At 45.2% G+C, this 19,246-nt stretch carries 18 protein-coding genes; 9 read left to right on the forward strand and 9 right to left on the reverse strand.

Annotated elements, in window-relative coordinates:
• Nucleotides 1-283: 283 nt before the first annotated feature.
• Nucleotides 284-1,270 (forward strand): SGNH/GDSL hydrolase family protein, encoded by a 987-nt coding sequence (locus QZW82_RS28325; protein WP_293156385.1) that lies wholly within the window; start codon nucleotides 284-286, stop codon nucleotides 1,268-1,270.
• Between the two features lie 352 nt (nucleotides 1,271-1,622).
• Here the strand turns inward: QZW82_RS28325 and QZW82_RS28330 are convergent, their stop codons facing one another.
• Entirely contained in the window at nucleotides 1,623-2,675 is a 1,053-nt protein-coding gene (locus tag QZW82_RS28330; protein ID WP_293156388.1) for a Gfo/Idh/MocA family oxidoreductase, read from the reverse strand.
• Nucleotides 2,676-2,903: 228 nt separating this feature from the next.
• Here QZW82_RS28330 and QZW82_RS28335 point away from each other — a divergent pair, with 228 nt between their 5' ends.
• A complete protein-coding gene (locus tag QZW82_RS28335; protein ID WP_293156391.1) occupies nucleotides 2,904-3,092 on the forward strand; it encodes a hypothetical protein in 189 nt (62 codons plus the stop codon).
• Nucleotides 3,093-3,204: 112 nt separating this feature from the next.
• Nucleotides 3,205-3,840 (forward strand): PEP-CTERM sorting domain-containing protein, encoded by a 636-nt coding sequence (locus QZW82_RS28340; protein WP_293156394.1) that lies wholly within the window; start codon nucleotides 3,205-3,207, stop codon nucleotides 3,838-3,840.
• A 34-nt stretch (nucleotides 3,841-3,874) separates the two neighbouring features.
• Here the strand turns inward: QZW82_RS28340 and QZW82_RS28345 are convergent, their stop codons facing one another.
• From QZW82_RS28345 to def, 3 genes are all read right to left on the reverse strand, one after another.
• Complete coding sequence (locus QZW82_RS28345) at nucleotides 3,875-5,212, reverse strand: PrsW family glutamic-type intramembrane protease (protein WP_293156397.1); 1,338 nt, start codon at nucleotides 5,210-5,212, stop codon at nucleotides 3,875-3,877.
• 478 nt (nucleotides 5,213-5,690) lie between these two features.
• A complete protein-coding gene (locus tag QZW82_RS28350; protein ID WP_363318893.1) occupies nucleotides 5,691-5,894 on the reverse strand; it encodes a hypothetical protein in 204 nt (67 codons plus the stop codon).
• A complete protein-coding gene (def, locus tag QZW82_RS28355) occupies nucleotides 5,891-6,451 on the reverse strand; it encodes a peptide deformylase (RefSeq protein ID WP_293156400.1) in 561 nt (186 codons plus the stop codon). Before def ends, QZW82_RS28350 begins: the two co-directional genes overlap by 4 nt.
• A gap of 101 nt (nucleotides 6,452-6,552) precedes the next feature.
• Here def and QZW82_RS28360 point away from each other — a divergent pair, with 101 nt between their 5' ends.
• Nucleotides 6,553-7,065, forward strand: coding sequence for a DUF1648 domain-containing protein (locus tag QZW82_RS28360; protein ID WP_293156403.1), 513 nt, complete (start codon nucleotides 6,553-6,555; stop codon nucleotides 7,063-7,065).
• Nucleotides 7,066-7,158: 93 nt separating this feature from the next.
• On the opposite strand, the gene QZW82_RS28365 is transcribed toward QZW82_RS28360, so the two are convergent.
• Both QZW82_RS28365 and QZW82_RS28370 read right to left on the reverse strand, forming a co-directional pair.
• Nucleotides 7,159-7,614: an aspartyl protease gene (locus QZW82_RS28365; RefSeq protein WP_293156406.1), complete on the reverse strand. Its 456-nt coding sequence runs from the start codon at nucleotides 7,612-7,614 to the stop codon at nucleotides 7,159-7,161.
• Between the two features lie 81 nt (nucleotides 7,615-7,695).
• The gene (locus tag QZW82_RS28370) at nucleotides 7,696-8,889 is read right to left on the reverse strand and encodes a transposase (RefSeq protein ID WP_293156409.1); all 1,194 of its coding nucleotides are present in this window, start codon (nucleotides 8,887-8,889) and stop codon (nucleotides 7,696-7,698) included.
• Between the two features lie 199 nt (nucleotides 8,890-9,088).
• Between QZW82_RS28370 and QZW82_RS28375 the strand changes: the two genes are divergently transcribed.
• Both QZW82_RS28375 and QZW82_RS28380 read left to right on the forward strand, forming a co-directional pair.
• Entirely contained in the window at nucleotides 9,089-10,384 is a 1,296-nt protein-coding gene (locus QZW82_RS28375; protein ID WP_293156412.1) for a pentapeptide repeat-containing protein, read from the forward strand.
• Between the two features lie 97 nt (nucleotides 10,385-10,481).
• Nucleotides 10,482-11,630, forward strand: a complete 1,149-nt coding sequence (locus QZW82_RS28380; protein WP_293156415.1) for a mannosyltransferase family protein — start codon at nucleotides 10,482-10,484, stop codon at nucleotides 11,628-11,630.
• A 167-nt stretch (nucleotides 11,631-11,797) separates the two neighbouring features.
• Here QZW82_RS28380 and QZW82_RS28385 read toward each other — a convergent pair whose 3' ends face one another.
• Nucleotides 11,798-12,436: a TenA family protein gene (locus QZW82_RS28385; protein WP_293156418.1), complete on the reverse strand. Its 639-nt coding sequence runs from the start codon at nucleotides 12,434-12,436 to the stop codon at nucleotides 11,798-11,800.
• A 53-nt stretch (nucleotides 12,437-12,489) separates the two neighbouring features.
• Here QZW82_RS28385 and QZW82_RS28390 point away from each other — a divergent pair, with 53 nt between their 5' ends.
• Nucleotides 12,490-14,427, forward strand: coding sequence for a hypothetical protein (locus QZW82_RS28390; protein WP_293156421.1), 1,938 nt, complete (start codon nucleotides 12,490-12,492; stop codon nucleotides 14,425-14,427).
• Between the two features lie 55 nt (nucleotides 14,428-14,482).
• On the forward strand, nucleotides 14,483-15,451 hold the full coding sequence (locus QZW82_RS28395) for a glycosyltransferase family 2 protein (RefSeq protein WP_293156424.1): 969 nt from the start codon (nucleotides 14,483-14,485) through the stop codon (nucleotides 15,449-15,451).
• 80 nt (nucleotides 15,452-15,531) lie between these two features.
• On the opposite strand, the gene QZW82_RS28400 is transcribed toward QZW82_RS28395, so the two are convergent.
• Together QZW82_RS28400 and QZW82_RS28405 are read right to left on the reverse strand one after the other, a co-directional pair.
• Nucleotides 15,532-16,440, reverse strand: coding sequence for a DMT family transporter (locus QZW82_RS28400; RefSeq protein WP_293156427.1), 909 nt, complete (start codon nucleotides 16,438-16,440; stop codon nucleotides 15,532-15,534).
• A gap of 393 nt (nucleotides 16,441-16,833) precedes the next feature.
• The gene (locus QZW82_RS28405) at nucleotides 16,834-17,040 is read right to left on the reverse strand and encodes a hypothetical protein (RefSeq protein WP_293156430.1); all 207 of its coding nucleotides are present in this window, start codon (nucleotides 17,038-17,040) and stop codon (nucleotides 16,834-16,836) included.
• A gap of 566 nt (nucleotides 17,041-17,606) precedes the next feature.
• Between QZW82_RS28405 and QZW82_RS28410 the strand changes: the two genes are divergently transcribed.
• The gene (locus QZW82_RS28410) at nucleotides 17,607-19,133 is read left to right on the forward strand and encodes a PLP-dependent aminotransferase family protein (RefSeq protein ID WP_293156432.1); all 1,527 of its coding nucleotides are present in this window, start codon (nucleotides 17,607-17,609) and stop codon (nucleotides 19,131-19,133) included.
• The last annotated feature ends 113 nt before the right edge of the window (nucleotides 19,134-19,246 follow it).

Here is a 19,246-nt window from a genome sequence, read left to right on the forward strand (position 1 = left end):
GCTTTCAATATTTTGTTGAAAGCTTTGAGAGATACCTCCCTGACAGGAGAGCTTGCTGCTTTTTCTGTTTTGCCATACACGGCTATTCTGGGCTTAGTCCGGGATTTACCGGGTTAAATGTATCTGTCAACGCTCAAGTACTCCAACAAATCTTAAGACGACTGGAGACAGCTTTTGTGGATATGCAGCGCAAAGGAATGGGCGATTCGGTTGACTCAATCGCGCGACCAAGTTGCTAAAACCCCGAATTCAGCAGCAGTTTTTCGTTTTCGATCGAGGTTAATTGTTAAAAGTTGTTCTGATCGTTTTGGGCCTCACCGCAGGATTGTGGGCGACAATCGAAGTGCTGCTGCGCGTGTTGCTGGGTTTTGGCAATCCCTTGATTTATATTGCCGATGCTGAGTGTGGCTATTTGTTGGCGCCGAACCAGAGGGTGCGCCGCTTGGGCAACCGGATCGAGATTAACGAGTATTCGATGCGTAGTGGAGCGATCGCCCCAAGTCCCAAACCCGAAACTCTGCGCGTCTTGCTGTTGGGTGATTCTGTCGCCAACGGCGGTTGGTGGACAGATCAGACAGATACCATCTCGGAAATTATGGTTCGGCAGTTGAGGCTGCAAGTACAGAATCTGACGAGCGATTCACAATCAGGTGCAAAAGTCAACTATTCGGATGTTGAAGTTCTCAACGCTTCAGCCAATTCTTGGGGGCCGAGGAATCAACTTGCTTATGCGAAGCGGTTTGGTGTTTTTGGAGCAAAGGTTTTGGTGTTGCTGCTGAATACGGACGATTTGTTTGCATCGGCTCCCTGTGCTGAAGTTGTGGGGCGCGATCGATCTTATCCCGATCGCCAACCTCGATCGGCGACACTAGAGTTATTGAGCCGCTACCTGGTACCAACACTGCCGGCTCGCCAATTAGCAGCACCAGCAGCCGAAAGCGATGTAGTCTGCTGCAACTTAGAAGCTATTCGCCAAATCCAGAAAATAGCAGTATCCGCCAACGTCAAGTTTTTGCTAGCCGTGACGCCCAAGCGGGGCGAATTCGGCGACTCTGGCTCTCGCGACTGGGAAATCAAGGCTAGAGAGCGTCTCGCCGAACTCGTCGAACGCGAGAAAATTACTTACATAGATTTTCTTCCCATTTTCAATTGTGCGGCTCAAATTTCAACTTTGTATAGAGACAGCATTCACCTCAGTCCTCAAGGAAATCAGTTAGTTAGCAAAACCATCAGCCGTCAAATAGTCGCTGTTTTTTCACCTAAATTGTAATTTGAGTCAAAAACAGATACTTCCCATACTTAGATTGTAGAGAACCGAAAATTTCAATTTTAGTTCAAGCCCTCAGATTCATCTTTGGAATCAATTCTTTCATCTCAAATCTCAAATTTCAAATCGACTGTTGCATCCCCCAATAGAGGATGGGAGTCAATCTCAAATTGAAAATAGAAAATCTAAAATCGACTGTTTAAGCCCTCAGATTCACGGAGTTGCAAGTCAATCTCAAATTGAAAATCTCAAATCGACTTACATCGAATCCGGTTGCACCCGAACAGTTACCCTCTTCAACGAACAACCAACCCAAACTGTAGAAGCACCCGGAAACGACACAATTTTTGTCGATTTAGCTAACTTGCAAACTAGACTCTAGCTCTTTGGGATACCAAGCTTGACCGTCGAGAGCCATTTGCTCGATCGAACTTGCAAGCCGAAGAGCTTTGAGAGCTTGTTCTCCTCCCACAGAAGGCTGGTTGCCACCCCGCACGCAATTAATAAAATGCTCCAATTCTGCGTGGAGCGGTTCAATATTGCTGGTGTAGACTTTCTCGATCAACCCATCTTGACGGTAAAGCACCTGACCGTAATCCGTCACGTAATTGGCGGTTGTTTGTCGGTGAATCAAGATTTCGTTGTTGAGAAAATCTGCCTCTGTCAAAGAATTTTTGCAGTGAGCCGCGATTGAACGGAGTTTGCGATGCGTCACCTTGCTGGCAGTCAGAGTGGCGACAATGCCGTTAGCAAAGTTCAGCGTCGCTGTCACGTAGTCTAAATAACCTGAATCTGAGGCCCTGCTGCCAGTGGCCGTCAGCTTCACCACTGAAGAATCTGCCAATTCCAAGAGCAAGTCGATGTCATGGATCATTAAATCCAAAACTACCGATACGTCGTTGGCCCGATCGGAATAGGGACTCATCCGGTGAGCTTCCAATGCCAGTAATTCTTCAGTTTTCAGCACTTTGCCGAGTTCCTGAAAAGCTGGATTGAAGCGCTCGATGTGACCCACTTGTAAAATCCGGTGGGCTTCAGCAGCCGCATTGACCAAAGATTCGGCTTCAGCAATGCTAGCCGCGATCGGCTTTTCAATTAAAACGTGAACCCCTGCTTGGAGACAAGACATCCCCACAGGGTGGTGCAGGCGAGTTGGAACGGCGACGCAAACTGCGTCTACGTGGGCGAGCAAATCCCGGTAGTCTTCAAAGAAGCGAACCCGGTATTTGCTTGCTACATCAATTCCCCGCTCTACATTTATATCTGCAACACCCACGAGCTCGATATCTTTGAGCAAGCTCAGAACTCGCGTGTGGTGCTGCCCCATATTGCCAACTCCAATAACCCCAATGCGGAGGGGTTCGAGTTGACTTCGCTGACCGAAAACATTTCCGTATCCCAATGACATCCTATCTAGCACTCCTGGATTCTCCTCCACCACAGGAATCAAGCCCGTTGGCTTCCCGATCGACTCACAGCCATCCAGATAGTACCACAGTCAAACTATTTGTGAAGAATTTCTAAGACAAGTGAAGAAGAAACAGGGAAGAAGGCAGGCGACAGAAGGCAGACTGCAAAAGGCAGTAGGAACCCGATCCCTTTTCAGGGAATTGGGTATTGACAAAAGCACTAAAATATGGTGTTTGAATCTGTGAAGCATAGCTATCCCGATCGCGAATCGCCCGCCACATCGCCACAATACAAACCGATCGGCATATTTTTCCAGGACGATCGAACATTTCTCTTGTTTTGGCAAAAAATTCCCAGTCAACAAGTAGCAAATAATACAAATTTGGGAGAAATCGCATCCGTAGTAATTCGATAGTGAGATTGGGCAATCTTTGAATTCAAAAGAATTTATGTTAAGAATGCGGAGACTTATTGGCGATCGCTGTCTGCAACAAACTAAACTTAAGTAAAATCTGATGAGGCCGACTATGAATCAAAAACAAAGGCAGAGATTAGGAAGTGCGATCGCCAGCACAATTTTAAGTTATGCAGCGTTGTCATTGGTAGGAGTAGACAAAGCACAAGCCGCCGTACTCACCTACAATTTTCAAGTGGAAAAGGGTGGAGGTAGTGGTTTTTTTAAGTTTAGTGATTCCTCACTGACAGGAATAGGATATGAAAAAATCGCAGTTGGTGAGGGAAGATTTAACACCCCTATCAGGGTCTATGAAAATGACTATGATTTAGCAGGGGCTATAGCTTTATTTAATCAAGGGAATTTTCGCGGACTGCAAGCATCGGGTGTGGAGTATGCGACGAGAGAAGAGGAACGAGGAGGGACTGATTACATTAAGTTTCAGAGCAGCGCAACCTGGTATATGGGTACCGAGGAGGCGAGCAATCTTGCGTGGGCATCTTATTTCTGGGGGTATGGTGAGACAATAGTTAGCAACAGGGAGCGTTATTTGGGCAGAGGTCGTACAATTATCAGCAGTGCGCGGGTTTCTTACTCCCTAGTGGATACCGCACCAGAACCAGTTCCCGAACCCATAACTGCTGGGGGGACAGCTTTAGCATTGGCAGGTTTAAGCTGGTTGAAACACAAGCAAAAAATGGCAGCTTGACGCGTGCGACTGTTAACAATTAAGCAGTCAGCAATCATTTTTCGGAAAATATTCGAGTTGCAAAATTTTGCGATCGATTGGGAGACAAAGCCCGAGCTTTCAAAATTGCTGCTACTAAAAACGCATAGGACAAAACTCCCACTAATGCCAGCAAAATTACGCTGACTGCACCTGACGCATTCCATAAAGCGTGAAGTGCGGAAGCGCTAAAATAACCTACGCCTAAAATTTGCCAGCGCTTCGTGGGTTTGAGGGCGCTCAAACCGATGAAATATCCCAAATAGCCGCTGTAAGCCATGTGTCCGGCGGCGGAACCCAAAATTCGGGGAATGAGCAACTGCAATCCTACTAATTGTCCGGCTTCGGGCCCTGCTTGCAAGGTGACATTTTGGATAATATGGGGGACGTACTGCCCGAGAGTTTCTAATAGTGTAAAACCGACTGCTGAGGCACTTCCTAACAGGATTCCGTCTAAAGGTTCCCAAATGCCGATGCGATCGCGCCACGGATTTTTTAGCAAATTTCCCAGAAGCATTGCTCCTAAAACGGGCAAGGCTTTCAGCAATTCTTCCATCAGACCCGCCCCGAAGAACATTCTGATCGAAAAAGACAAAAAATTGATTTCTTCGCCTTCTGCGGGCAAGCGACCGGGCAAAATTTCTCTAAATACTAAGATAAATCCAATCAATAAGGGGCTGAGCAATATCAGAACTGTAGCTAAAGCTGTACCAAGTAATACCCACCACGGCTTGTGTTTGCCGCACAGTTGATAGATAAAGTAGTAAGCGGCACCGGCGATGTAAGCTGACAGCAGAAAGTTGAATGCTGGGGGATTTCCGACGGCCACAAACAGCGACACGACAAAGATAACTGTGGCAATACCTGGATATAAGTAGGCTTTTTGACTTAATTGTTTGCCCGTGGAGGCGATCGGGAATAATTGAGTTAAAGTAAGAGCGTCTTTTTCACTGACCGGAAAATTGCCCGTTTTTGTGGCGGGGAATCCGGGTTTCGTTGGGTTTGGGGTTGCGGGAGATTCAAATATGAATTCTGGGCCGTCTTGGCCGAGACTGATGCGATCGCCTGTTTCTAATGTTTGACAGCCTTCGAGCTTTTGGCCGTTGATATAAGTTCCGTTAGCGCTGTTGAGGTCGCAAATTTGCCATCTCGTCCAATTACCGTGAGTTAAGGGACGGACTGCGGCATGGCGGCGGGAAACCATGCCGTGGGCGATCGACTCTAAAGCTATTTGACAATTGCGATCGCGCCCGATCGCCACTTCTCCATATTCTGAAAGTTGGTACTTGGACGCTGGCCCCGACGCAGCGCCTTTGGCGGGCACTTGTCGCAGAAATCCGATTTCATTAGTCATCAGTCATTAGTTATTTGTTATTTGTTATTTGTTTTTGGTTATTTGTTTTTGGTTATTTGTTTTTGGTTATTTGTTTTTGGTTATTTGTTTTTGGTTATTTGTTGTTATTTGTTTTTAGTTGTTGGTTGTTAAGCTGTCACGCATTTAAATTGCATATTCAGGGCGGGCGGGACGCCCAACCCCTACTCCCCACAAAACGGGAAACTGTTTTTTTGACATTCAATTTAAATGCACAACAGCTTACTCATCACTCATCACTCATCACTCATCAGTTATTAGTTATTAGTTGTTAATTATTAGTTATTTGTTGTTTTTGATTGATGCTCGGCGAGCAGTTATTAGTTATTCGTAACAATCAACAACTAACCAGTAACACTCAAGAACTAGAAATCAACAACAAGTAATACAGGCAAACTCACCAATAACCAATAACCAAGAACAACTAACTACTAACAACTAACTAATGACTAATGACTAATCATAAATTTGCTCTGGCATCCTGAACGGCTGCATAGAAAAATATGCCTGTGAGCGGTACGCTGAGGGCGAGGATGATGCCGGTAACTACATTGCCGAGTTGAGCTTCTCCCGAAGACAGCTCAAAGATTGAGCCGACTGCGGCGATCGCAGTGATGCACGAAAGAGCTAACAATAAACCACTTTTGGGAGTTCCTGCCATCATACTGATTTTACTGCCTTAGGCGAAAATTTTTTCTTGACTAATTCTTCATTCAGTGCGAGCTTGTTTTCTACTCTATCTACAAACAGCACTCCGTTGAGGTGATCCATTTCGTGCTGAATTGCCCTCGACAATAAATCTGTCGCTTTCAGGGTTTGCGGGCGGCCGAATTCGTCGCGAAATGACACTTCAATGACTTCTGGGCGTTTGACATCAAAATAGACTCCCGGAATGCTCAAACACCCTTCTTGCAAGATGCAGATATCGCCGCTGCTACTTTTGATGGTGGGGTTGATCAAAACCAATGGGGGTGTGGCGGGATTGTCGGGTTCGCAGTCGAGTACGATTACTTGTTTGTTGACTCCGACTTGGGGGGCGGCCAAACCGATGCCGTCGGCACTGTACATGGTTTGCAGCATTTCTCGGACTAGCTGCCGAATTTCTGCATCGATGCTGCTGACGCGCTTTGCTGGCTGCCGCAGGACGCGATCGCCTAAAGTGTGTATTGTTAGGGGCGGTTTTTCTAACTTTTTCTTTTCAACCAAAACCTGAACCGTCATAAAACCTCGCGAGATGTTTGGAAACCCCCAACGAAAGCGGTTGGGGGATTACATGGGAACCAATACTATTATTTTCAATATTAATCTAATTTTAAGTAGCTATGACTGGAAACGCACCAAACCAACGGCCTGTTATTTCTCTGGGGCTTTCGCCTGTTTTATTGGCGGTAGAGCTTGCGGGGGCGATCGCGATTTTAGTGTCGATTTTGCCGATCGTACAATTTTGGGCGGTTTTGCCCGATCGCATTCCAATTCACTTCGGCTTGGGGGGACAGCCTGATGCTTTGGGCGACAAGGTGATGATTTGGATGCTGCCAGCAGTGGCTGCTTTTATTTTTGTGGTTTTAACTGCGGTATCGCGCTATCCACATACTTTTAACTATCCGGTACGGATTACTCAGGAAAATGCGCGCAGACAATATCTCTTGGGGCGAAGCCTTTTGGTTTGGCTGAAGGCGGAGATTTGTTGGTTGTTTGCTTTTATCGTGCGCCAGCAAATTCTTGTGGCTTTGGGGAATGCTCAAACTCTTAGTGTAGAATTGGTCTTTGGGCTAACTTTTGTGATATTTGCGACGGTTAGTGTGTATTTAGTCAGGGCTTATTTGGCTCGCTAGGTGCAAGCAAAATTTTTCATATAAAAAGGTTTGATCCTTCGGACTTTAGTCCGCATTAAGAAGGACTAAAGTCCGAAGGATCAAACCTTTCAACTAAGCCATTAGATATGTTTGCTGATTGTTCATCGGCAATACTCGCAACTGTCTATTTTTCAAATCGGGTTCTAATCCTAGTTCTTCCATCGGAATCACGCCCAGCAAAACAGCGGCAACGCCTTCTGGCAATTCTAAACAATCAAATCTACCTTCTCTGCCTGCTACCATAATTTGAGCGTCGGCAAAAATTCGACCTTTTTTGATGCCAGCCGATGTTTCTACATCTCTTTCTCCTACTTGTATTAAGCCTAACTGGCTAATAATAGGAGCTGGCAAGGAAAGCAGAGTTGCTCCGGTATCGACAACAACATTATTGAGAATAACAGAGCGAACTTCCTCGGCAGAAATAAATCCCCGCTCGGCCATAACTCGATCGATGCGATTCGTGACGGTGATTGTAGTGATTACTTGACCCTTTTGTTTGCCTTGAAGATTGGGGAGTACCAGGGTCATATTATTTTACCTCTTTGAGTGTAATTACTGGATATTTCTATTTTGACACTCCTCGGCAGTCAGGGCGCGAGGATTCTTGGATCAATCAGTCGATTTGCTTGTTGATGCTGCCACCAACGAGTAGAGATCGGTCTGTCCCCAAGCGTTAATTTCGGCGTGCCCCGCCGTATTCAAATTGATTGCTGCCTGCTTCAACCCGAGGGTCAAAATGTTTTTTGCGGCATTGTGGTCGCGATCTAATATCGTACCGCAACAACAAATATGAGTTCTAGTATAAAGTGTTTTCTTGACAGTATTGCCACAGTTTGAGCAGTCTTGAGATGTGTATTGAGGAGCAACAGCAATCACTGTTTTGTCATACACTTTCCCGAAATACTCCAACCATTGAGCAAACAGCGACCATGCTGCATCGCTAATCGATTTGGCAAGCTTATGGTTCTTAACCATATTTTTCACCTGAAGGTCTTCGTGGGCTACGAAATCGTTAGATTTCACTACGCACAGCGCCGTCTTAATGGCGAAGTCTTTACGCTGCCGACTGACTTTCAGGTGTTTTCTTCCTAACTTGTTAAGCGCTTTTTTTTGATTGCTAGAGCCTTTCTTTTTTCGAGAAATCCGCTTCTGCAATCTCTTCAAAGCCTTTTCACTGTTGCGGAGATATCGAGGGTTGGCGACTGTCTCACCGTCACTGTCAGTATAAAAGTGGTTCAATCCCACATCTATTCCAATCGCTTTGCCAGTGCGAATAGGCTCCTCTTTTCGCTCCACGTTGATACAGAATTGGGCGTAGTAGCCGTCAGCACGGCGCACAACTCTGATTCGTTTAATCTCGTCAGGCGCATAGAAATGCAAATCTCGATTGCCGATTAACTTGAACTTCCCAGCAGCAAAACCGTCTTTAAATGTTAGACATCTCTTGTCGGTAGAAAGCGACCAACCCGAAGTTTTATATTCGACCGATCGAGTATGCTTTTTGAACTGCGGGTAGCCTTTTTTCCCATGCTTCTTGGCTTTGCAATTAGCAAAGAAACGTTGGATGGCAAAAATGGCACGTTCAGCGGAGGCTTGACGTGCCATCGAATTAAGCTTACCCGCCCATTCAAACTCTTTTGCCATGATGGCGCATTGTTTGTATAGGTCAACTAGCTTAACTCCTTGATTTTCTGTCCAGTATTTAAGAGTTTTATTTCGGACAAATTGAGCTGTTCTGATCATCTCGTCAACGATCCGATATTGCTGCGCTTTGCCTTTTAATTTAAACTCTATTACTATCATGAGAATAGTCTATCATCTTTACAAGAGTTTTCGCTTGCAAAAGGTGTATATTTCATAATTATTTACGGATTTCGGAAATTAAAGCCGTCCTATAAGGACGGGGCTTTCAACCCATTTTTTTGGTAATGCTATCTAGAATCGTGCTTCGTTGGTTAAAATCGTTTTAGTGACTGCCCAAAATTAGAATTTGCCTCAACGCATGACACCAGAACCGAACTCTCCTCAACCCAATCCTCCAGAGTCCAACGTGACTGTAGAAAGTCTCAACGGTGCGAGCCCTACTGTGCAGCCAGAATCAGCGACAATCGTTGCTACTGCTGAACCGGCAAAACCGCTACCACCGCCACCTCCAACTCGCAAGGTTTTATTGCCGCAGCAGCCTGCACAAACGACTGCTGAGGTGACGGGTTCGGTGCTGACGCTGGCGGCGATCGCCTCGATGATTGTCGGGCTCGCTAACGACAGCATTTGGATCGGCTTATTTGGGGCTATCGGTGCGATCGGCATATCGCTGCGGATGATGTGGCCGAGTTGGGGCAAAATCTGGGTGCAGGTAATTCCGCCGACTTGGCGCACGCTGATCATCTCCTGCTTCGGGCTGTTAGCTGGGATTGTGGGCTTGCTGATGCTCAGCGGTACTAACACTGAACCGGGAAGCCGCAACATCCAAATCAACTGGGATGCTATCGGAGCTCTCGGCGAGTTAATTGGTGCTTTGGGTCAAATTTTGATCGCAATTTTGGGCGTTTACGTGGCTTGGCGCCAGTACGTGATCTCGAAGGATTTGACGATTCAGCAAAATCGCATTACCCAGCAGCAAACGATCGATGCTTATTTTCAAGGGGTTTCCGACTTAGCCCTTGACGAGCAAGGGTTTTTGGAAGATTGGCCGCAGGAAAGGGCGATCGCCGAAGGCCGCACCGCTGCGATTATGAGCAGTGTGGATGCTGAAGGTAAAGCGAAAATTCTGCGGTTTTTGTCGCAGTCGAGACTGATTACTCCTCTGAAGCGCGATCGGCTTTTAGGCCGCCCCATCCTTGACGGCGATGGTGGCTACGCTGAAGACAGAGATCACGGCCTTCGCGTCATCGATTTAAACGTCATGTTAGCTGGTGCTGACCTCGCTGGCACGGATTTACGGTGGACTGAGTTGAGCGAAGCCAACCTTGTCCGGGCCAATCTCAGCAAGTGCGATTTAGTGAAAGCAAACCTCTCGCGCGCTATTCTGTACGACGCCAATCTCGCTCGCGCCGACATTAGAGGCACCAAATTATTCTACGGCTTGGCAGAAACTGCTTCTCCCCGCAGCCGCACGGAATTTGCCAACTATCAAACGGGCGAATATACCGGCGCTGTGGTTGAACGTGCTGATTTCACTGCTGTCAAGCGGCTGTCGGACGAGCAGCGTTATTACTGCTGCGCTTGGTGTGGCTCGAAGTCGCGAGAGACTATTCCCGGCGGCTGCGAAGGTATTCCTAATAAACTGGGACGCTAAAATTAGCAGTACCGCTGTACTTACGTATATATTTGGCGATCGATAGGCAGCCGACTATACTGTAATTTAAAATCAACAGTCTGGTGCTGTTTTAGCGATGACAAATGCTGATTTAGGGTTAGAAGTAAGTCCGCGTCAAGCAGGCACTAAAAGCAGAGACGGGTTAATTTTTGTAATTGCTATGTGGTTGCTGAGCCGATCGGTAATTGCGATCGGGATGCAGCTAATTGCCCCCTTCCTGTACCATCACTCGCTGCTCTACCAGTCTCAGGACTCAACGCCTGTTGTTGCGCGCTTTATTCCCAAAAGTGGCTGGGAGTTGTTCTCCCATTGGGACGGCGGATGGTACACCAAAATCGCTACCCTAGGCTACTCCTACGCCGATGACGGAGAGCAACATTCTGTTGCCTTCTATCCGCTGTTTCCCTTGCTAATTCGGGGGCTGATGGCACTCGGAATGCGATCGGACGTAGCAGGGGTATTAATCAACTCTTTTGCATTTTTGGGCGCATTAGTGCTGATTTATTTTTGGGTAGAACAGCGATACGATACTGGTGTTGCCAAATGGACAACCGCTATGCTAGCTTGGTGTCCGTTCTCGCTATTTTGCACTGTCATGTATACAGAAGGATTGTTTCTGTTTCTGACAGCATCTGCTTTGCGATCTTTTGAGAGGGGCGAGTATATTTGGGCTGCTGTTTGGGGAGCTTTGACAACTGCTACTAGGGGGCCGGGAGTAGCGCTGATACCTACTTTTTTGCTAACAGCTTGGAGGGAAAAAAGACCTCCACTTGCTTATGCTGCTGGTTTCGCTAGCGCTCTTGGCTTGCTTTCATTTAGTCTATATTGTGCTCTTCGTTTTGGAGATGCTTTAGCATTTGTTCACGTTCAAAAGGGATGGGCTCAGCCGAGTTGGTTCGAGGTATTGATTCAAGCTCTCAAGTTGAAGCTATCTGCTATCAGTAGAATTGTAATGATTTTTGGCAGTGGCTATTTATTATGGTTTTTGCGAAAAAGGCTTAGCACTATAGTTTTGACTTACGGTTTTTGCTCTTTAGCACTGCTGCTTAATTCCGGAGCTTTGCGATCGGTAAACCGCTACGCTTACGGTATGCTGCCGCTTTCAATAGCTCTCGGGTTGTTGCTAGCAGCTAAGCCTCGTTGGGGTTACGGGTTGATGGGATTGTTTGGTATATTTCTGCTGTATGTTTCCGTCAGATTTGCAGGTTGGCTGTGGGTAGCTTAGGGGCGATAGTTGGGGAGCATCTCTTGAAAAAACTTAATTTACCAGAAAGAATTGGTTGAAAGCCTCTCCCCTTGAGGGAGAAATTAAAATCAGACTATTCATTACTCCAATACTCGGACTTAAGGGTAGAGGTCGCTCTCCCATGGTCAACTGTCAACTGTCAACTGTCAACTGTCAACTGTTGAACGTACCTCCCAAGCTGCCTGAAAAAAGTCTCTTTCGCACAACATAGCGTAGCGATAGGTTGCTTCTACTTCCGGTGTAGATTCGGCATAGCGGTTGACCAAACTTTCCAGCCGTGAAGCTAAAATCTCAAACTCAGGGCTGCTATAGGTGACAATCCAGTCGCTCAAGGCGTGTTTTGGTATATTAGGCTTAGCTAACTGCTGTCCCAAAAAAGCATACAACCGCAAGCAAGGAGTCATCGCCGCTACTGTCAAACCGACACCGCTTCCCCAAGCTGTTGCTAATAAAAAATCCGTGTAGCGGCGGGTAGCAATTCCCGGTTTAGCCTCTTGCAAGTTTACACCCCATTTCGCTGCATATCCTTGATGCAGATGCAATTCTTCTAAAACGCCACTGCCGAGATTGTGGAGGATTTCAAATCCCTCCCAGTCGGGTGCTTTTGCCGCAGCAATGCTGTAAGCGCGGGCAAATGCTCTCAGAAAAAATGCGTCTTGTGCAACGTAATATGCAAAACTTTTTTGGGGGAGGCTGCCGTCAGCAATGCCTCTGACAAAGGGATGTTGCAAGCAAGTTTTGCTTAAATCTTGATTCACTTGCCAAAGATAGTTAGAACTTGTCATATTTTTTTATTTTTAGGTTGTGATTCTAACTTTTAGCACTAGGATTAACTTTGATGATAACAGATATATTTGGTTTGATGCCATTGGTAAGTCTGGGTATTTTTTTCATCGTATTTGAGAAAATAGATAAGTGTTGGCGCAGTGCTATTTTGTCCGCAGCAATTGTTTGGGGAGTTATAGTTGCTTTATCTACTGAAATTTTGAGTTTATTTAGGTTGCTGACTTTTGAGTGGGTGTTCGGGCTGTGGTTGTTAGCAAATATTCTCGGCTTGATGGTTTATCTAAAATTTAAACCTGTCAAGCCAATTTTTGAGAAAAGTCAAGAGGAGAAATTTTCTAGTGTATTAGTCGGGTTGCTAGGCGGTGTATTATTTATTTTTGCTGCGGTTGGTTTAATTGCTGTAGTTGCACCGCCTAACAATTGGGATTCTATGACTTATCACATGAGTCGGGTTGCTCACTGGATGCAAAACCGCAGTGTCGAGCATTATCCCACTTCTTACGTGCCGCAGTTGTATCACCCGCCTGGGGCTGAGTTTGCGATTATGCACTTTCAGATTTTAAGCGGGGGCGATCGCTTTGCTAATTTGGTACAGTGGTTGAGTATGGTGGGAAGTGCGATCGCAGTTTCTTTAATTGCTAAGCAACTGGGGGCAAATGGGCGGGGTCAAGTTTTTGCTGCTGTTTTTGCTGCGACTTTGCCGATGGGTATCCTCCAGGGCTCTAGCACTCAAAACGATTATGCTGTATGTTTCTGGGTAGTGTGTTTTGTTTCCTGCGGTTTAGCCGGACTCTCCGCAGGCATAACTGGGATTAATACTTTCAAAATCGGTGCAAGTTTGGGTCTGGCTCTCTTGACAAAAACGACAGCTTATATATTTTGTTTGCCTTTTATTATTTGGTTTGTTGTAGGAGGAATTCAAGGTTTTCGGGGGAAAATGCTGCCACCTATTTTGATAATAGCTGGTGTGACTTTTGTATTGAATGTCGGTCACTTTTGGCGAAATTATGATTTGTTCGGTTATGCGATCGGAGCGCCTGAAAGTTTTACAAAAGAATATAAAATTCAAGCAATTACCCTGCCAACTTTCCTATCAAATATCATTAGAAATTTAGGTATGCAAGCGGGTACGAGGATCTCCCGAATTAACGGTTTGATCGTGGGAGTGATTAACGTGCTGCACCGAATACTGGGGGTAGCGACCAACGACCCACGCATCACTTGGCCTCCCGGACAAGTATTTGCGATCGCCACACCCTCATTTAATGAAAATACAGCGACCAATCCCATTCACTTTTGGCTAATATTTGCCAGCCTTACATTTATATTAAAAAATCCTATTTGGCAAAAAACAAAAATAGTTATAACTTATTTGATTGCTGTAATAATGACTTTTTTGTTTCTTTGTTTGCTTCTGAAATTACAACCTTGGCAGAGCCGCCACCACCTGTCAATATTTGTATTATTTTCGCCAATATTTGGATTGGTACTATCGCAATTGTCAAATCATAAAAACGCAAATTATCTGGTAGCAATTCTGATTTTCATGTCCCTCCCTTGGATTTTTCACAACAACTTTAGACCTCTCGTGGGAGATGGTAACATTTTTAATAGCAGCAGACACGATCTTTACTTTACAAGCCGCCCCAACATCGAGGCTGCTTACGATACAGCAGTAGATTTTGTTAAAGCTCAAAACTGCACGAATATAGGACTTTCTTTTTGGGCTAAAAATGCCTGGGAATATCCCTTGTGGGTGATGTTTTCAGAGCCAGGAAAACCAGCACCTCGTATTGAACATATTTCTACTATCGATCCTGTTGTCAAGCAAAAATTAAATTCCGAACCTTACAAAGGTTTTATCCCTTGTGCGATAATTTACCAGTCTACAAAAAATGATGGCAGACAAGGAAAAGAGATAATCGTCAAGAATCAAACTTACGTACAAAAATGGTCGATGGAGCCGCTGAGCGTGTTTGTGAAAAAATAAAGTTTTGATTTATTTGATTTAACCGTTGACACCAGATTTTACAACAGAAACTAAGATGAACAATATACCTAAGTATTCCTTGATAATTCCCATCTATAACGAAGAAGAAAATATCCCCGAATTGTACCGACGAATTAGTGCCGTGATGGATCGAATGGACGGATCTGTAGAATTAATTTTAATCAATGATGGCAGCCGCGATCGCTCTTTGGAAATTTTGCGAGATTTGCACGAAAAAGACTCGCGAATTTGTTACCTTAGTTTTGCCCGCAATTTCGGCCACCAAATAGCTGTAACTGCTGGGTTAAACTTTTCTAGCGGTCAAGTTGCAGTCATCATGGACGGCGATTTGCAAGACCCGCCAGAGCTAATTCTAGATATGGTAGAACAGTGGCGGCTCGGGTATCAAGTTGTTTACGCTCAGCGCACTCAACGCCGTCAAGAAGGTTGGTTTAAGCGCTTGCCTGCTTATATGTATTATCGCATTTTGCGGAATCTTGCTGATGTTGATATTCCCATAGATACGGGGGATTTTTGTTTGATGGATCGGTGTGTAGTGGATGTGCTAAATGCTATGCCAGAACGCAATCGCTACATTCGGGGACTGCGGGCTTGGATTGGTTTCAAGCAAACTGCGGTTAAGTTTGAACGAGATCCGCGTTTTGCTGGCGATGTTAAGTATACCTTCAGCAAATCTTTTGCTTTGGCGATGAACGGTTTAGTCTCTTTTTCAAAGGTTCCTTTGCAACTGTCGATTTATTTGGGTTTATTTTCGGCTTTGGTGTCTGTTTTAATGGCTTTTCTGGTTTTGTACTGGCGTCTTTTCTCTCCGGGTGCGGCATTAAGTGGTTTGACAATTATAATTATGGCGGTTTTCTTTTTGGGTGCGGTGCAGTTGGTCAGTATTGGGATTTTGGGCCAGTATATTGGGCGGATTTATGAAGAGGTGAAGGGCCGGCCACTTTATACGCTGGCTGAAGTTGCTGGTTTTGCCGATCGCCAAAACAAACAAAAATCATCTTAAATCTTGCCTAAATCGTCTAATTTGTGTGATGAGTTCAACGATCGCCCCCCACGCAAATTTCCTGCACATCACAATCACAATCACAAATTTGCTGCCTGCTTAATTGATGCTTTTTTACCCGCTGCGACGCAGGCTACCACTAAACAAGCGCTACCTAGGGCGATCGGCTCAACAGTTTCACCAAGCAAAATAGCGGATGCCAGGATAGTCAAAAACGGTTGCAATAGCTGAATTTGCCCTACCCTAGCAACTCCGCCAATCGCCATCCCCTCATACCAGGCAAAAAATGCTACAAATTGACTGACACAACTCACATAGGCAAAACCCAACCACGCCGTCGGTTCAGCAATTAATCCTTGTTTGAAAACCACAAATATTGTCGGCAAAAGCTCGAAGGGAGCGATAACTATCAATGCCCAACAGATAACTTGCCATCCACCTAAAGTTTTAGCTAATCGTCCACCTTCGGCGTAACCAAAAGCAGCAGCAATGACTGATGCAAATAAAGCTAAATCTGCGGTTTGGAGTTGCCCTGCACCACTAATAATTCCAAAACAAACAACGGTTAAACTTCCGGCGATACTAGCAACCCAAAACCGAAAAGATGGCCGATCGCCCGATCGCAAAACTCCCCCTATTGCTGTTGCCAATGGCAAGATTCCCAATACTACAGCACCGTGGGCGGCAGGTACTCGCTGCATTGCCCAGGCTGATAATAGCGGAAATCCGACAACCACTCCCAATCCGACAACTAATAAACTCCACAATTGCCGTTTAGAGGGAATAGGCTGATGTGTTATTTTTAAAGTGACTGCTGCTAGTATAGCTGCTACTAATCCGCGTGCTAAGCCTACAAAAATAGGGTCTAAATCCTGTACAGCGGCTCTGGTTGCTGGTAGTGTTAAGCTGAATCCAACTACGCCTAGAAAACCGTAAATTAGCCCGATTGTTTCCGGATTCAATTGATGATGTTTCCAGTGTAATTTCATTTTTTACCTGTGAAGTAGACTTGTTTATTTAACAAAGTGCAGAGGCGTAAGAAGAAATTAAAATCGGGAGCATCCCATTTTTGCTTTCAGATGGCGGACAGTTGCATCAGAATAATATAGCGGTTTTTAGAAAGATGAGGTACGTTGTTGGGCTTGGGCCCTCTGAGTTTAATGGTTATGTAAGCTGTCAATTATACCTCATCTTTTTGAGAAAGGCTATATATTTGGATCGCAGCAGTGCGAGCGAGACGCTCGCGGCAGTGTTCGCGAGCGAGACGCTCGCACTGTGTAAAAAACGCTTTTTACCAAATTGGGATGCTCCCTTAAAATCAGACTATTCATTACTCCAATACTCGGACTTATAGGTAAATTTCGCTCTCAAACAATTAACTGTCAACTGTCAACTGTTGAACAAACTGCCAGAATTAGCGGCATATTTTTGAGAGCGGAGATGACAGCAAAGTTTTTGCTCGATCGAAGCGAAATTTTTTCTGGACTGTGCAAGATGATGTCCTGTTTGTCAACTGTAATCCAAGCAATTCCTGACAAAACTTGAATTTCTCGATGAGTTTGAGGCAACCTGTACACCTCGTTTTTCATGAGGATTATGCGATCCTTTTCGATGGCTCCGCTAACGGGCGCTGAGCATTCGGAATATCTTTGAAGCATAGCATCTCCTTGATAATTAACAATCAAAAAGTCACAAATTTTCCCTCAATATCCTAGGAACGGGTTAAATATAGCCTTTCTCAAAAAGATGAGGTATGACTGACAGCTTATATAACCGCTTAGACAAAGAGGGCTGAAGCCCAACAACATACCTCACCTATCTGAGAAGGGCTATAAGTTCCTTGAAAACTGCAAATTATCCCTAAGGTTGTGTTCCCACAACCAACTTGCTAGATGAGCAAGCGAACTCTTAAACTTGCACTCCTAAAAAACGCTTTTTACAAAAGCATTTTGCTCTCAAATAGAAGTATTAATTCACTTTAATCAAAAAACTGGAATTTGTGAAGATACGGTTTGGGAAACTTTGAGCGGTACAGTTTCTCAGTCCACCAACTGTTTTGGTAAAATATCTGAAAACTGTACTGGGCAATTGGACAGATCAATCGTTTATAGTGTTGCTGTAGCGGTTTTCGGTTAGGACGCGGTAGAGCTGTGTCTTGGATTTCAATGAATTGAAAATTGCGATCGCCCTGTACTGTCACGATCGAATATGTGCTGTGAAAATACCCCTAGACAGACAATCTCCCAAACCGATTTACTTGCAGATTCGCGATCGCCTCAAGCGACTGATCCAGTCTGGGACATTACCACCTGGACAACGCTTGCCTTCCATTCGATCGCTAGCTAACACCTTGCAAGTGGCCCGATTGACAGTCATTGAAGCTTACGGCGTTTTAGAAGCAGATAGCTTGATTTATGCTCGCCAAGGCTCAGGATACTTTGTCAGCCATCAAACAGTGCCCACCCCGAGACTGGGAACAGCTTTTCCGTCCCTTCAAGATGCGATCGTCCCAGATACAGATGGAGGCCGTTTTTGCGATAGCTTCTTGGCTTCAATTCAGGTACAATCGCAAACAGGAATTACTGACTTTAGCTCGGGTTTTCCCCGTCCTTGGGGATTGCAAGACTTGCAAAAAATCGCCAGACGAGCCGTCACCGAAGCCGGAGATACACTCTTCAGATACGGTTTTCCTGGGGGACAGCCGATTTTGCAGCAACAAATTGCTCAAATGTTGGTGCAACAAGGACTCGATGTTGCTCCAGAACAATTGATTCTGACTAACGGATCTCAGCAGGGATTGTCTTTAGCGATGCGTCACTATGTCCGATCTGGCGATCGGGTAATTGTAGAAGCACCAACTTATCACGGAGCAGTTGCTATTTTAGAAGATATAGGAGCTAAAATTGTCGGCATTCCCATGACGGTCGAAGGGATGAATTTAGCTATCCTAGAATCTTGTCTCCAGACTCACCGCCCTAAATTAATTTACACGATCAGCACGCTCCACAATCCTACTGGGCTGACAACTTCTCAAACTCATCGCCAGCAGTTATTAGCATTAGCCAGTCAATATGAATGCGCCATTTTAGAAGATAACGCCTACGAAGGACTAAATTTTCAGCCTGTTCCTGCGCCTATCAAAGCCTTTGACCAGCAAAACCTGGTAACATATATTGGCACTTTCTCCAAAACTCTAATCCCAGGCCTGCGAGTTGGTTGGATTATCGTTCCAGATGTCGAATATCAGGCTATTATGAGACAAAAATTATTGCACGATTTTCACGTATCAACTATTTCTCAGGCAATAGTTAGTGAATATCTGGCTTCCGGTCATTACCGCCGACATTTGAATCAGATTCGGATGCAAAACTTGCAGAGCAGAAATGCCATGCTGCAAGCTTTGGAGCGTTACTTTCCCCAGGAAGCCAGTTGGACAGTCCCTGAAGGGGGATTGTTTTTGTGGGTACATTTACCGAATTGCCTGTCAGTACAAAAAATTTGTCAAGAGGCTTTATCTGAAGGTATTTTGATTGCTTGCGGTAGAGCATTTTTCGCCGATCGCAAAGGCTATCCAGCAATGCGATTGAATTTCTCTCTTTTGCCTGAAGAAATTGAGCGGGGTATCGCTATTGTTGGTAAGTTACTCCAGCGACATATGATATCGAATCTGAAAGCAGTATGAACTATGCGGACTGAAGTCCGCACTACGAACCTTATTTATTGCGGACTGAAGTCCGCACTACGAACCTTATTTATTGCGGACTGAAGTCCGCACTACGAACCTTATTTATTGCG

The sequence above is a fragment of the Microcoleus sp. bin48.metabat.b7b8b9.023 genome (genome assembly GCF_013299185.1).
Lineage (GTDB): Bacteria > Cyanobacteriota > Cyanobacteriia > Cyanobacteriales > Microcoleaceae > Microcoleus.